Raw genomic sequence first — 13,578 nt, forward strand, 5'->3', positions numbered from 1 at the left:
GGCTCATTTTTCTTTATTATGCCTAAACATTTAGATACCGCGAGTGCACTTGAAGTCAAAACAGATCAGTTGCATATCATTAATCAGTTTTCATCATCGTTGATGCAGTTAGACACCATAGAAGAGCTACTTGAGTACGTCACATCACATGTTGTAAACAGACTCGGGTTCATTGAGTGTGTCATTTACTTAGCAGATGATGAAGCACGTACCCTCAAAGAAGTTGCTTCGATGGGTAAAACAAATAGCGGTGATAACTCTTATTACATTGACCGCACAGAAATTAGTTTTGATCAGGGTATAACCGGGTATGTTGCATCCACTGGCAAACCTTTAATGATAGGCGATGTAAGACACGAAAAACGTTATATCGCAGATGCGCGCCCCGCCCTGTCTGAATTATGTGTGCCGCTGGTTTATAAAGAAAAAATCTTAGGGGTCATTGACTGCGAGCATCCGCAAAAACATTACTATAATGATGCTCACCTTGAGATTTTATCAACGGTTGCCCATTTACTCAGTGCAAAAATCGACCAAGTCAGAACCGTTAAAAACTTAAAGCAAACTGTTAATCAGTTAAACGATGCGCAAAAACTTGAAAATTGTATGCTACAGATAGCCAATCTTACCTATCAATCTAGCGAACTCGACAGCTTTTTTGAGTCACTTCATGCCATTATTACCACGCTACTCAGGGCTGATAACTTTTTCATCGGGCTTTATGACAAAAAATGTGATGTGCTCGATATCGTTTATATTATCGAAGAAGGAGTGCGCTCTAACGCACACAAAAAAATCTCTAAGGATCTATTAAAAGACACGGCTTCCTATTATCTGCTCACAACAGAGCAATCTCTATTATTCAATAAGGAAGAATTCCAGCAACATATTGATGCAGGCCATTTTAAAATGGTGGGTCGCCAAGCAGAATCATGGTTAGGTGTTCCCTTTAAAGTAAATGACAGAATTAGCGGGGTCATTGCGGTGCAAAGCTACAGTGATCGTTATCACTACAGTGAGCATGATCGCGCGCTTCTTACCTATGTAAGTCGCCAAATTAGCATGGCTATTGACCGTCAATTATCACGTCAAGAATTAGAGCACCGTGCATTACATGATGAACTAACAGGGTTAGCAAACCGTTCATTATTAATTGAACGCATAAAACACGGCATATTGCGTTTAGCACGTGCGAATAAAGAGACCCAACATGCGTTGTTGTACTTAGATTTTGATCGGTTTAAAAGTATTAATGACTCATTAGGTCATGAAGTGGGTGACCATTTTTTAGTGAGAATTTGTGAGTTAATTCAAGGCACCATTCGTAACACAGATACTTTTGCCCGTTTAGGGGGAGACGAATTTGCGATTTTTATGGAGAATATAACCGATAAGCAGCAAATAAATGATGCCCTAGAGCGAATTCAAACTGCACTAGCTGATCCCCTCAATATTGACGGCCACTTATTACAGGCTTCTACCAGTATTGGCGTTGCATTTTGTGAGAGTGAAAACGACAAAGCTTACAAATTATTGCAACATGCTGATGCAGCCATGTACGAAGCTAAATCTTCAGGGCGTGGACACGTAAAGTTTTTTAATAACACAATGCGTAAAAAGCTAAAAACCCATGCCGATATCGAAAATGATTTACAGCATGGCATCGAACACAATGAATTTGAACTGTATTATCAACCAATTTTTACAATTCAAGAGGCACAGGTCATTGGCTTTGAAGCACTGGTACGCTGGCACCATCCAACCAAAGGGTTTGTAGCACCGAATGATTTTATCCCCGTTGCAGAAGATACAGGGCAAATCATCAACTTAGACCTGCATTTACTCGACTTAGCAGCTCAGCAAATTTCACATTGGTATCAACACGGACTTCCCTTTACCAGAGTCACTGTTAATGTCTCGTCTAGACACTTTGCGAGTCTTGATTTTGTAGCCCAAATGCATGCTTTATATAAAAAGTATAAACTTCCGTTAGGGTCACTCTGTCTAGAAATTACAGAATCAGGGCTAATAGGTAATTTAGAACTCGCAACTAAAATAATAAAAGGGTTAGCGCCCCTTGAAGTAAAACTTTGCTTAGATGACTTTGGGACAGGTTACTCTGCCCTAGGCTATTTACACCAATTACCGATTCATATCTTAAAAATTGATAAGAGCTTTATTGATCATATTACAAAATCACATAACCCATTAATAGATGCCATATTATCTTTAGCACAATCACTACAGCTTGATGTGGTTGCAGAAGGAATTGAAACTGAGCAACAGCTAGCCATCTTAAAACAAACACCGTGTAAATTTGGTCAAGGCTTTTTAAAAGCAAGGCCAATGCCGGCAAAGGATGCTAAAAACGTTATTTTACATGGCTTATAAAAAGCATACTCGCCTTTATAAGCCATGAAAAAAACGACCTTACTGTAAAAAGACGGATTTGTTTATTGATAAGCTTGCTGTAATAACCTTTAGCAACCATACGCAATCATTTTCAGGCATTAAACCTGACATACACAGCGTTAAGGATGTCTGATTAACGCCTCCATGGATGCAGGAGTTACAGCAATGTAAAGGCGATTACCAAACACAAATAACACAGCTACATAACACAATGTGCTTGCTACCGACGCGGTTTTCTTACCTCACATTTATTGCCACTAAATTAAAAGCCTTGCTAGCAACGGGATGACTCAACGTATACCTTTTTTATATCGGTGTTTATATAACTTGCTAACACTGAACACAGAGCCCTCTATTGAGCAATATATACATGCCACTCCCCTCTACACAGCACATTAACCTTTCTCACTCTATACCTTAAGTTTACCTTTATACCTGAGTTCACCTTATACCCAGTTCACATTTTTAGGCTTCAAAAGCTAAATTTGGCACTGGCGGCACTGGGGATACCTTTATTGAGTTTTCTCTTTTTTTGTCGCTTTTCCTATGACTGCTAAATTCGCCACTTATAAACTTGAGGTAAATTCATGGAAATATCGCAGCAAGTGTAAAAAAACAAACTGACAACGCTGTCATTTATTGTTTAGAAAGGTTATTGTAAACATGCAGTAAAAAACAACGCTATTTTAGACGTCTAGACGTTGAAAAAATATAAACGAAAGCGTAGTATGTTTGTAATCTGAGTTTGACTCACATTTTTCATGAGATTTTTTAAAGATGATTGATATAAAGCACCTTAAAACAATTGCGACACTTAAAGAGACCGGTTCTTTAGTTAATACAGCCCGAGAACTCTTCTTAACGCAATCAGCGTTATCACATCAGATTAAAGATCTCGAAAATAAACTCGACTGCCAGTTATTCGAACGGAAAACACAACCGGTTCGTTTCACACCGCAGGGCATGCTCTTACTTGAATTAGCCAACGAGGTGCTTCCTCGGGTAGAAGCCACAAAATGTCGATTAAAAGAGAGTCTTAATCAACCAATATCAAACTTGAGATTAAGTGTTGAGTGTCACGCCTGTTTCCATTGGCTGTTGCCGACAATTAAAGAATTTAATAATTTTTGGCCAGACATTAAAGTCGATTATGAACGCGGTTTTAGCTACGATGCTATTCCTGATTTAATGAATGACGAACTCGATCTTGTGCTTACATCAGATATTCGTGAACCAGATCAGCTCGAATATGCACATCTATTCGACTTTAAATTAAAATTAATCGTGGCACCTGATCATGAGCTTGCAAAAAAAGCCTATGTGACCGCCCTGGATCTGAAAAACGAAACAATCATTTCATACCCTATTCCACGTGAACGTCAGGACATTTTTAAGCATTTTATACAAAATGCACGCTTTGACGGCACACTTAAAACCGTTGACCAAGGCTTATTAATTTTTCAGCTTGTTAGTGCTGGAATGGGGGTTGCTGCGCTACCTGACTGGTTAGTTACACCTTATGAAAGCCAAGGCTTGATAAAATCAATTCCATTAGGTGCTCTAGGTCTTACACGTCCTATGTACTTAGCAATGAAAAAAAATATGAAAGATAATCCTGTATATCGTCATTTTTTGAATACGTGCAAACTAAATAATGGTCGCTAAACACAGATAAACTATCTAACATCGTTATATCTTACAATCACTTGTATTTACTATGTTTGAAATTAAGAAGATAATTGGCTCATTGTTAATGCCACTCCCGTTGCTTGGCATAATAACATTACTAATGGTATTTCTAGCGATAACACAACGACGAAAAGCGCTCTATTTAGGGGTTATCAGTGTATTAAGCCTACTAATTGTAAGCACCCCTTATGTTGGTCAAACGCTGATTGCTTCAAGTAATAACCCACAATGGCAATTTAATAAACGCCAACACTCCCAGATTGATAACATTGTTGTTTTAGGTTGTACCATCATGCCGCATCCACAACTTGTTGCTAATAACCAACTGGGCGATTGTGCTATAAGCCGCTTATTAGAGGGTGTAAAACTTGCGCATCAATACCCGGATGCTATTTTATTTGTCTCTGGTGGTGGCTTTGCCAATACCACAAACAGCCAATTGATGTTTGAAACAGCCAAGACATTAGGTATCGCAGCATCAAGGATCAAGCAAAACCCGCTTGCGATGGACACCGCAGAAGAAGCGAAAAGACTGGCGATATATTTGGTCGACAAAAAGAGCGCTTTAGTCACATCTGCCAGCCATATGCCGCGTGCAAAAGATCTCTTCAACGCGCAAGGAATCGAGGTAATACCCGCAGCAACAGATTATAAAGATTACAGCCAATTTCCCATGTACAAACAATTTATCCCCAGTGCCGATGTACTCGTTGCAGTTACACGAGTGAGCCACGAAAAAGTAGGCAGTCTGTGGATTAAATTACGCCGCTGGATTGATCCAGAGGCGTTGTAATCACTTAACCCTGTTAGATTAAACAGGGTTATCAATATCTATAAAAGTAACATCAAAACCATGCTGCTCAACTAAAAGCTCGCCAAGCGCTTTTATTCCGTATCGCTCAGTAGCATGGTGACCTGCAGCGAAAAAATCAATTCCTTGCTCTCGCGAGCTATGAATAGTTTGCTCAGATGCTTCACCTGTCAAATAGGCATCAATACCTTGAGCAGCAGCTAAGTCAATATAACCTTGCCCGCCCCCTGTACACCAAGCAATGGTTTCAATCTTGTCATCGCGCACTAAGCTCGTTAAAGGTTCACGGTGTAGCACTGTGCTAATTTTGTCTGCAAACTCTTTGCCCGTTAAAGGTGTTTTTAAAAATCCTTTTACTGCGACGCTGTTTGGTCCCGCTTCAAGGCCCGCGCTAAGCTCAATATCTAATAAGTGTGCAAGTTGCGCATTGTTGCCAATGACAGGATGAACATCTAATGGCAGATGATAAGCAAATAAGTTGATATCATGAGCAAGTAACGCCGCTACACGCCGTTTTTTCATACCTGTGATTGGCTGAGACTCACCTTTCCAAAAATATCCATGGTGAACCAAAATAGTATCCGCGCCGTGCTCAATAGCCGCATCAATCAATGCTTGGCTTGCCGTGACCCCTGTCACTATTTTTTTTACCTCGTTTGCACCTTCAACCTGAAGCCCATTCGGGCAAAAATCTGCGATTGAGTCGGGTTTTAGAATGTCGTTTAATAACTGAGTAAATTGTTTACGTTGCATATAGAAATCGTCCTCTACCCCTTAAATTTGTGCAAATTTTGGCGTTTATAAGTCAAAAATGGAAGGAAAATCGCAAAAAATTGAAAAGTAAGCTGAAAATAGGTATAAATATATATTCTTAATCTGTGTTTACAACGTATAGGGTCTCTGATGAGCAAACTAGACAAAACAGAAGTGTTAAATGCCTTCGAAGCAGCTTATGAAGCAGCGAATGGTAAAAAACCTGAAATCACAACAAAACCTGGTTGGTATAGCATCGACGGTGGCAAAAATTTGCGCCTTGCTGATGTTGCAGCGCTGACTGAAGAGCTCACTTCTGGTAAAACAGCTGAGCCTAAAGCAGAAGAAGCACCAAAAGCACCGGCAAAAAAAACCAAAACTAAAATCGCTGCGCCTGCTAAGTCAGTTAAAAAGTCACCATTCACCGTAGTGAAAGCGAATGATGATGGTTTCAAAGCTGAAGAGCTGTGGATTGTTAACCTAGCTGAAAAAGACCACGATTGTCGTTTACCTCGTGGTGTTGTGTAACTAATTACACATTGGGAAAAAACCGCTACTAATTAGCGGTTTTTTTATGCCCAGTTACCGAGATATTTATCAAGTATTGTGAAACAAAACCACAAAGCACAATAAATACGGTACCTGTTAATACGGGCATTACTAAAAAATCCCAGCTTTGCAACGATTGCATTATTAAAATAGGATTTGCCCCAGCGGCAGGATGCACTGTGCGTGTTAGCATCATTAATGAAATAGCCAACCCACTGGCAATAGCAATCTCAAAAGGACTGACACCAACAAAATTTACAAATACGACTCCTATAAACGCCGTTATAAGGTGACCACCAATCACATTTCTGGCCCGCGCAAGTGGACTTGTAGGTACACCAAAGACTAAAACGGCAGTCGCTCCAAATGGAGCCATTAACCATATGCCAAAATCCCCTCGTTGCTGTAAGTAAGCAAGTACAAAAATAGCCAGCGCTGCAAATCCACCTGCAATAACCGCTTTGTTAATTGTTTTGTCCATCATATCTCCATTGCTCAATGTAGACCGAGTTGTCTACCTGCAAATAGTAGACAACTCGGTCTACTTATGTCAAGCTAGAATTTCTATCTAGGAGCAAGCATGGATAAAAGAACACACATTACATTGACTGCACTCGAATTGTTTTACGATAAAGGCATTCACAGCGTGGGGATTAATGAAATTATTAGTGCAGCAAATGTAGCTAAAAAAACGATGTACCATCATTTTGCAGGTAAAGATGAATTAATTTTAGCGTGCCTAAACGAACGGCATACTACATTCATAACATGGCTTGAGAACGCCACCAACCAACAAACGACATTACACGATTTTCAAGAACGTTTATTTACAAGCTTCGAAGATTGGTTTCATTCTAAGGTTGCAGAGCTTGGAAACTTTAATGGCTGTATGTTCATTAACGCAGCGGCAGAATACTCAGCGCCGCAAAGCCCAGTCAACCTTGCATGTAAAGCACATAAAGCCGCTGTTTCTTCACTCATCAAACAGCGTTTGTCAGAATGTAAAGACGTAAAAGCCGAGAAAATTGATTCTCTTTGCCACTATTTAATGACACTCACTGAGGGAATGATTTGCCAAGCAAAAGTGTCTGGTATGAAGCAATTCCCTCGCCTGCTAAATTAAAAACCATAAAAAAGCGGCTCAATGGCCGCTTTTCACTTTACGCTATTTATATCTTTTCAAAATATAATTTATCACGTTGTTTTCCGCCGACTTCATTCATCGTTGCCGCGTCAAATAAACGACCATTCACCATGGTATAGTCGATTTTGTCGGTATCACGAATATTCGTCAACGGGTTACCATCAATAACGATAAGATCCGCTAACTTACCCGGCTCTAATGAACCAATATTTTTATCTAAGCCGATGTATTTAGCAGGATCGAGTGTCGCCGCACGAATTGCTTCTAGCGGCGTCATACCGCCTTGAGCAAACATCCAGATTTCCCAATGCGCAGCTAAGCCTTCACGTTGACCATGAGCGCCCAAATTAACCAATACTCCTAAGTCTTGTAGCTCTTTAGCAACGCGTGCGTTGTTAAAGTGGTTGTAATGATGATCGGGTGCTTTTACTCGACGCATTGAGCGTGGTAAAAGTTGGTTTTTAGGCACAAATTTACTTAGGCGTGGGTGGTTCCACACATCCGTTTTATCATACCAGTAGTTTTCACCCCAAATACCGCCATAAGCAACACCTAACGTAGGTGTATAACCTACATCACTTTGCGACCATAGTTGGCGAATATCATCATAAATGTTCGCAACAGGAATTGAGTGCTCAATACCGGTATGACCATCAACGACCATGGTCAAGTTATGCTGCAATAATGAGCCCCCTTCTGGCACAACCATCATTTCAAGTTCACGCCCAGCTTCAATTACTTGCTGACGCTGTTCACGGCGAGGCTGGTTGTATGACTTAACACTAAATGCCCCCACTTTTTTCAAGCGTTCAAGGTGGAATTTAGCATCGTCAAGCGAGTCAATATGCGATGTATAGCCCGGCATATTGGCACCATACAGTATTGTACCGGTAGAGAAAATGCGTGGTGCCACTATCATGCCTGCTTTTTGCATTTCACTCGCAGCAAAAATTTCGGTGGTGTCGTTCGATGGATCATGAATTGTCGTAACACCCAGCGATAAACCAGCAAGGTTTTTCCAGTTTTGTTGCGGGATTATTTCATCACTGGCTTGCGCACCATGAGCATGGGCATCAACAATGCCTGGCATAATCGTCTTGCCGGTCACATCAATAACTTCTGCACCTTTAGGAATAGTTACAGAGTCTTTGCTTCCGACTGCTTGAATGTGTTTTCCATCAGTTACAATCACACCATTTTCAATAACTTGCTCACCATTCATGGTAATGATGCGTGCGCCCGTTAGTGCAAACATCCCCTTTGGCTCAGCCATTGTTTTGGTAAAGCCAATGTTGTCACCACTTTTCACTTTAAAATCTGTGCCTGCGTTTTTATTTATGTCAAATAAACCCGCTAAACTTGCATGATAAAGCTCAGGACCAAGACTCCAATACAGTTTATCACTGGTTCCACTCCAGCTAATATTCTCGCCCGCACGAACTGATAATTGTTCAATTGGGAATTGACTATCTTTCGGGCCAATATTAATGGTTTTACCGCGTTCAACAAAAGGGGTTACAAACACTTTAAAACGCTCAGCAAATGCCAAATATTTACCATCTGGCGACACTCTGAACTCCGTTGCATGCTCAGACTCATACAGCTTACGTACTTCTTTTGACTCAAGCTCAACCACACTAAGCGTAGGTTTAGGCCATGGGCTCATTACATAAATACGGTCATTCATTGCGCCAAATTGCGGCTGGTAACCTGACTTAGTGATCAGTGAGGATTCACCGCCCTTGGCACTAACAGAATAAATGCCCGGCTCTAATGACCAGGTTGGATTGAGGATACTGCCACCCGATGCTTTACGATAAACAACCGTTTTACCATCTGGGCTAAAGGTAGGTTCTACATATTTACCTGGTTCTTCTGTTAACTTATTACCTCGTCCGCCTCTTGAAGAAACGACACGCACAGAGCCTTGTTCATTGTCATCCCACGTTGTATAAACTACTTTTTTACCATCGCGGGAAAACTGTGGAAATAACTCAAAATGATCGTCTTGTTTAGTTAAGCGTTTCACTTTACCTGACTCAAGATCACGCTTATAAATATGACCCAAAGCTTCAAAAATGGCTGTTTCACCGTCTGGTGAAATTTGCACATTGCGCAGCATTTTTACCGCAAAATTATCGCTATCGATATTGTGTGTAAACCGCACTGCTTTTTGAATTTGTTTATTGGTTTCTACCTTAAATGGGATACGTGATACTGATTTATCATCAACATCTAATTTATGAATTGTGCCACCAGCCCAAAACACTAATTGCGCATTATCTGGCGTCCAAGCAATGGTCGGGTAAACACCGTGTATTGCCCATGTTTCTTGCATATCTCGCTCAAGCTCACCATATAACTTTGTATGCTCACCAGTGTGAAGGTCATATAAATATAAGCTTGTTTGAAAATCATCACGCTTGATATAAGCCAGCTTTTTACCATCTGGTGAGGGGGTTGGACGAATAGCGCCCCCCATTCCATCAATAATAGTTTCAATTTCACCGGTTTCACGGTCATAGCGTTTAATTTTGTAGATACCCGCAACTGAATCTTTTGAGTAATGGAATGTTTTACCTGGTGTAGCATCATGTGAAAAATACACATAACGACCGTCAGGTGAAAACATCGGTTCACCTAAATCTTTTTGATCGTTTTCACGTGCCGTTAACTGCACTCCCTTACCACCGGCTTTGTGGTATAGCCAAACTTCACCCGCACCGAGTGAGCGGCTTGCTGTAAAGTGCTTACGCGCAACTAAATAGTCGCCATCGGGGCTCCATGCAGGGCTATTTAATAAACGAAACGTTTCGTCAGTGACGGCCTTTTGGTTTTCACCGTTGACATCCATAATCCAAATGTTATCACCACCACCTTGATCGGATGTAAACGCAATGTATTTACCATCAGGGCTAAAGCGCGGTTGCATCTGCCACGCAATATCACTTGTTAATTGTTTTGCCGTACCGCCCGAGATTGGCATAGTGTAAATATCACCCAACAGATCAAACACCAAGGTTTCACCATCAGGACTAATATCAACATTCATCCACGTGCCTTGTTCAACACTGATTTTGGCATCTAAAAACTGACCTGCTGGCGCATCAACTCGCCACTTTTCATCACCTGACTGCTCGGTTGCTATTACTTGCCCTGTAAAGGCGAGTGAAATCGAAACAGCCAAAGCCGTATGAAGCATTTTCTTCATGGAATTCTCACTTGTTATTGTTTTGTTATTTGCACACATATTGATTGCATCAAATAGCATAGCAAGATTCCAGCATTACGTGTTAAACAGTCGTAAATTGGCGACTAATGCCACGCAATGGGATCAAATTCATAATAGCCTACCAATAAATGATAAATTTCAGGATCGAATTGCCTAAGTGCAGCAGGCTTTTCAAGGAAAGTTTCGGTGATCACGGCAAAAAACTCGGCTTCATTGGTCGCCCCATAACTATGAATAACATGGGGCATACCGTAAGCAATGTGTGTTTTAAGCTGATTAAAAGCACGACTGAATACTTTGGCCCATTGTTGATAGTCAGCATTACTAGCAAGCAATGGCGTGCCTGTCGTTTTTCCTGTTTCTTGGTCTAGTTGATGAGCAAATTCATGGAATACCAAATTGTGGCCATCACTAGGGAGTCGGCTTCCTTCTAGCACATCGTGCCAGCTTAAGACCAAGGTGCCACCAGGCCATGACTCACCTTGTCTCACGGTATTATGATAACTAACAAGACCTGCACCATCGCGTGATGTTTGTGGTGCATAATAGGCACTTGGATATAATAAAATGTCTTTCACATTACGATATAAAGGCCAAGGCTTATTGAGCACTAAAACACATGCATCTGCAGCAACAATGAGTTTCATTGCATCATTTAACTGCAGGCCATCACACCCAATAAATCGCTTTTCATTTAAGAACCAAACAATATGACGCTCTAATTTTTCACGATCAGCGTCCGTCATTTTTTGATAAATAGGCATGTACTTCAACAGCAATGACTTCTGCTCTGAAGTAAGGGAATAGGTCAGGTACTTTTTATGCCAAAAATGATTTCGAATATCATCCCAGCGCCAGTAACCGACAATAAAAATGAGCAAAAAAAGTAACAAAACAAGGTTAAGCATTATCATCGCCTAAAATATAATCTTGTTACTTTAATGTGTGCAAACAAAAAAAGATCAATTGTCTGCACACATTTTTATTTAAGTTGCAGTAAAAAGTTACAGGACAGGAACCGTTGCCGAACCAGTTACCACTTCTTTACTGCCTTTGACTCGATACTCATAGTCGAAGGTAATCGTATTAACGTTACCAGACGCGTTATCATCAAGGTATGTTACATCCCACGGTAGTCCATGCATATACATTAAGCCATCTGGTAAAGAAGTATATTTAATTGCATTGCCCGAATCACCATAGGCCGTTTCATTTAATGCAATTGAAACTAGGTTTCTTAAACTATCATTATAAATATACTCACCAGAGACAATTGTAAGCTCTTCGTAAACAGGATTCATAGTGCCATTGTTTGTATAACCCGTTAAGGTAATATCAAGTTCGGCAAGTGATGCAATAGACGTTGGTAAATACAATCTCACGTTATTACCACGACTCGATGATGCTGCACTCTCACCCGCTGAGTTAGTAGCGTGAATCAATTGGCCAGCTTTCAAACCATTATTATTATCGAATTTAACATCTTCGATTGAAAACGCAGCTTTATCAGCAACCGTAAATTCATTTTCAAATGAATAATTAGCAGTTAAAGCAGTTTCTTTATCAATTACTGAATTTAAACGGTACTTATAACGACCAACACTAAGCGCTTGCTCAGGCAATACTTCCACAAAGGTATCATTTAATGACAATGATGAAGTCGTTGTAATGTCTACATCCTTTCTAATAAAAAATGTACTGCCAGCAGGGACTGAATCTGTTGTTGATTCATTACCACGGATCACTGTAAGTGAATTGCTTCTCACCAATGAAAAACTATCTTGTGTAAGCTCTATTGGTTTTGAGAAGAACAAGTAATAACCATTATTCAACGCATTAACAGTTTGGCTAAGCAAATCTACTTGCGTCGTTTGTGTGCCTTTATTGGCCTTAAAAATCACCGACACAACACCGTCTTCGACTTGGAAATTACCTTGGTTATAGATATTGCCGACCACCAACTCACCATTTTCTTCTCTAACAGAAAATGAATCAGATAAATAATTCTGACCATTTACATCTGTAAAAGCCGACATTCTTACAGTAAGTGATGAGCTGCCTTTAAAGTCATAAACATACTCATTTTCTGTCGCATCAAAGGTCAAAGGATTAGACTCAAAATCATTGCTTGATGCCACTAATTCAATATTTGAAAAGACTTGACCAGTTTCATCGATGACTTTAACACGTAATTGATACTCTTTTGTCGCATCTGTATCTTTAAACAAAATGGTTGCATCATCATTCAATGTGCTAAATGAGACAGAACTTTGATTGTAATAATTTTGTACAAGCTCATAATCATTAATAGCATCGTTATCAACATCCATATCGATATGAAGAGCAATTGAATTTCCCAAACCAACGGGTTTCTCAATTGAATAAAGATTAGTTTGCTCGTTATAGGTCGCACTGAAAAAGTGCTCATTGCGAGATTGCCACGTGCTATCTGTCAGGCCTAATGATGTAGTATAAGTAAACTGAAGGTCTTTAATAGGTGTATTTTCACCATCAAGCAATGCCGTGAATTGAATGGTCTCTGTTGTAGTAACTAAAAGTGAGCCTAGCTGGCTGACTCCAGCACCTGAGTTACCATAAAATGCACGCTGTTGAAACGAACCATCAGTACTTGTCACAAGTAACACGTAATCAGAATGTTTTGGAATATTTTTCAATTCAAACATGCCATCACTCAGCGAAACTGCCTCAGACCAAGTATTGCCAATTTTAATTTGAATTTGTGCGTTAGCCGCTAAACTGTCAGTGACGTAATTTTTAACCGTTCCTGTTAAAGTCGCTGTTTCAGCTTCTTGAGTGGCCTTATTTTGTTCTTCAATTGCACTGATTAGTTCATCGTTATTATTGTCTTCAACTTCTAAACAACCAGATAATAAAAAACTCGCAGAAATTGCGAGTGCAATAGTATGTTTTTTAAACATAAAAACTCCATTTAATTATTTTTGTTTCCCTTATGGGGTCTACTATTAT

10 protein-coding genes are annotated in these 13,578 nt (G+C 40.1%); 5 read left to right on the forward strand and 5 right to left on the reverse strand.

Annotated elements, in window-relative coordinates:
* Positions 1 to 18 precede the first annotated feature (18 nt).
* The 3 genes from IT970_RS09745 to IT970_RS09755 all read left to right on the forward strand — a co-directional run bounded on the left by IT970_RS09745 (position 19) and on the right by IT970_RS09755 (position 4,894).
* Positions 19 to 2,391 carry a bifunctional diguanylate cyclase/phosphodiesterase gene (locus IT970_RS09745; protein WP_180310925.1) on the forward strand — a complete coding sequence of 791 codons (2,373 nt, stop codon included), beginning with the start codon at positions 19 to 21 and terminating at the stop codon, positions 2,389 to 2,391.
* Between the two features lie 798 nt (positions 2,392 to 3,189).
* Positions 3,190 to 4,077 carry a LysR substrate-binding domain-containing protein gene (locus tag IT970_RS09750; protein WP_036967517.1) on the forward strand — a complete coding sequence of 296 codons (888 nt, stop codon included), beginning with the start codon at positions 3,190 to 3,192 and terminating at the stop codon, positions 4,075 to 4,077.
* A 52-nt stretch (positions 4,078 to 4,129) separates the two neighbouring features.
* Positions 4,130 to 4,894, forward strand: a complete 765-nt coding sequence (locus IT970_RS09755; protein WP_196857278.1) for a YdcF family protein — start codon at positions 4,130 to 4,132, stop codon at positions 4,892 to 4,894.
* An 18-nt stretch (positions 4,895 to 4,912) separates the two neighbouring features.
* Here the strand turns inward: IT970_RS09755 and IT970_RS09760 are convergent, their stop codons facing one another.
* Complete coding sequence (locus IT970_RS09760; RefSeq protein ID WP_036967510.1) at positions 4,913 to 5,665, reverse strand: Nif3-like dinuclear metal center hexameric protein; 753 nt, start codon at positions 5,663 to 5,665, stop codon at positions 4,913 to 4,915.
* A 150-nt stretch (positions 5,666 to 5,815) separates the two neighbouring features.
* Between IT970_RS09760 and IT970_RS09765 the strand changes: the two genes are divergently transcribed.
* Entirely contained in the window at positions 5,816 to 6,193 is a 378-nt protein-coding gene (locus IT970_RS09765; protein WP_196857279.1) for a hypothetical protein, read from the forward strand.
* 28 nt (positions 6,194 to 6,221) lie between these two features.
* Here the strand turns inward: IT970_RS09765 and IT970_RS09770 are convergent, their stop codons facing one another.
* A complete protein-coding gene (locus IT970_RS09770) occupies positions 6,222 to 6,698 on the reverse strand; it encodes an HPP family protein (RefSeq protein WP_196857280.1) in 477 nt (158 codons plus the stop codon).
* Positions 6,699 to 6,794: 96 nt separating this feature from the next.
* Here IT970_RS09770 and IT970_RS09775 point away from each other — a divergent pair, with 96 nt between their 5' ends.
* Entirely contained in the window at positions 6,795 to 7,337 is a 543-nt protein-coding gene (locus tag IT970_RS09775; RefSeq protein WP_036967499.1) for a TetR/AcrR family transcriptional regulator, read from the forward strand.
* Positions 7,338 to 7,383: 46 nt separating this feature from the next.
* On the opposite strand, the gene IT970_RS09780 is transcribed toward IT970_RS09775, so the two are convergent.
* The 3 genes from IT970_RS09780 to IT970_RS09790 all read right to left on the reverse strand — a co-directional run bounded on the left by IT970_RS09780 (position 7,384) and on the right by IT970_RS09790 (position 13,529).
* Positions 7,384 to 10,569 (reverse strand): amidohydrolase family protein, encoded by a 3,186-nt coding sequence (locus tag IT970_RS09780; RefSeq protein WP_196857281.1) that lies wholly within the window; start codon positions 10,567 to 10,569, stop codon positions 7,384 to 7,386.
* A 104-nt stretch (positions 10,570 to 10,673) separates the two neighbouring features.
* A complete protein-coding gene (locus IT970_RS09785) occupies positions 10,674 to 11,498 on the reverse strand; it encodes a M90 family metallopeptidase (protein WP_075593148.1) in 825 nt (274 codons plus the stop codon).
* A gap of 96 nt (positions 11,499 to 11,594) precedes the next feature.
* Positions 11,595 to 13,529 (reverse strand): hypothetical protein, encoded by a 1,935-nt coding sequence (locus IT970_RS09790; RefSeq protein WP_075593149.1) that lies wholly within the window; start codon positions 13,527 to 13,529, stop codon positions 11,595 to 11,597.
* Positions 13,530 to 13,578 lie beyond the last annotated feature (49 nt).

Source organism: Pseudoalteromonas sp. A41-2, assembly GCF_015767615.1.
Lineage (GTDB): Bacteria > Pseudomonadota > Gammaproteobacteria > Enterobacterales > Alteromonadaceae > Pseudoalteromonas > Pseudoalteromonas lipolytica.

What these genes read in the sequence shown, in the direction of transcription:
- IT970_RS09745 (WP_180310925.1), top strand. Translation starts at nt 19, where the DNA reads ATGCCTAAACATTTAGATACCGCGAGTGCACTTGAAGTCAAAACAGAT.
- IT970_RS09750 (WP_036967517.1), top strand. Translation starts at nt 3,190, where the DNA reads ATGATTGATATAAAGCACCTTAAAACAATTGCGACACTTAAAGAGACC.
- IT970_RS09755 (WP_196857278.1), top strand. Translation starts at nt 4,130, where the DNA reads ATGTTTGAAATTAAGAAGATAATTGGCTCATTGTTAATGCCACTCCCG.
- IT970_RS09760 (WP_036967510.1), bottom strand. Translation starts at nt 5,665, where the DNA reads ATGCAACGTAAACAATTTACTCAGTTATTAAACGACATTCTAAAACCC.
- IT970_RS09765 (WP_196857279.1), top strand. Translation starts at nt 5,816, where the DNA reads ATGAGCAAACTAGACAAAACAGAAGTGTTAAATGCCTTCGAAGCAGCT.
- IT970_RS09770 (WP_196857280.1), bottom strand. Translation starts at nt 6,698, where the DNA reads ATGATGGACAAAACAATTAACAAAGCGGTTATTGCAGGTGGATTTGCA.
- IT970_RS09775 (WP_036967499.1), top strand. Translation starts at nt 6,795, where the DNA reads ATGGATAAAAGAACACACATTACATTGACTGCACTCGAATTGTTTTAC.
- IT970_RS09780 (WP_196857281.1), bottom strand. Translation starts at nt 10,569, where the DNA reads ATGAAGAAAATGCTTCATACGGCTTTGGCTGTTTCGATTTCACTCGCC.
- IT970_RS09785 (WP_075593148.1), bottom strand. Translation starts at nt 11,498, where the DNA reads ATGCTTAACCTTGTTTTGTTACTTTTTTTGCTCATTTTTATTGTCGGT.
- IT970_RS09790 (WP_075593149.1), bottom strand. Translation starts at nt 13,529, where the DNA reads ATGTTTAAAAAACATACTATTGCACTCGCAATTTCTGCGAGTTTTTTA.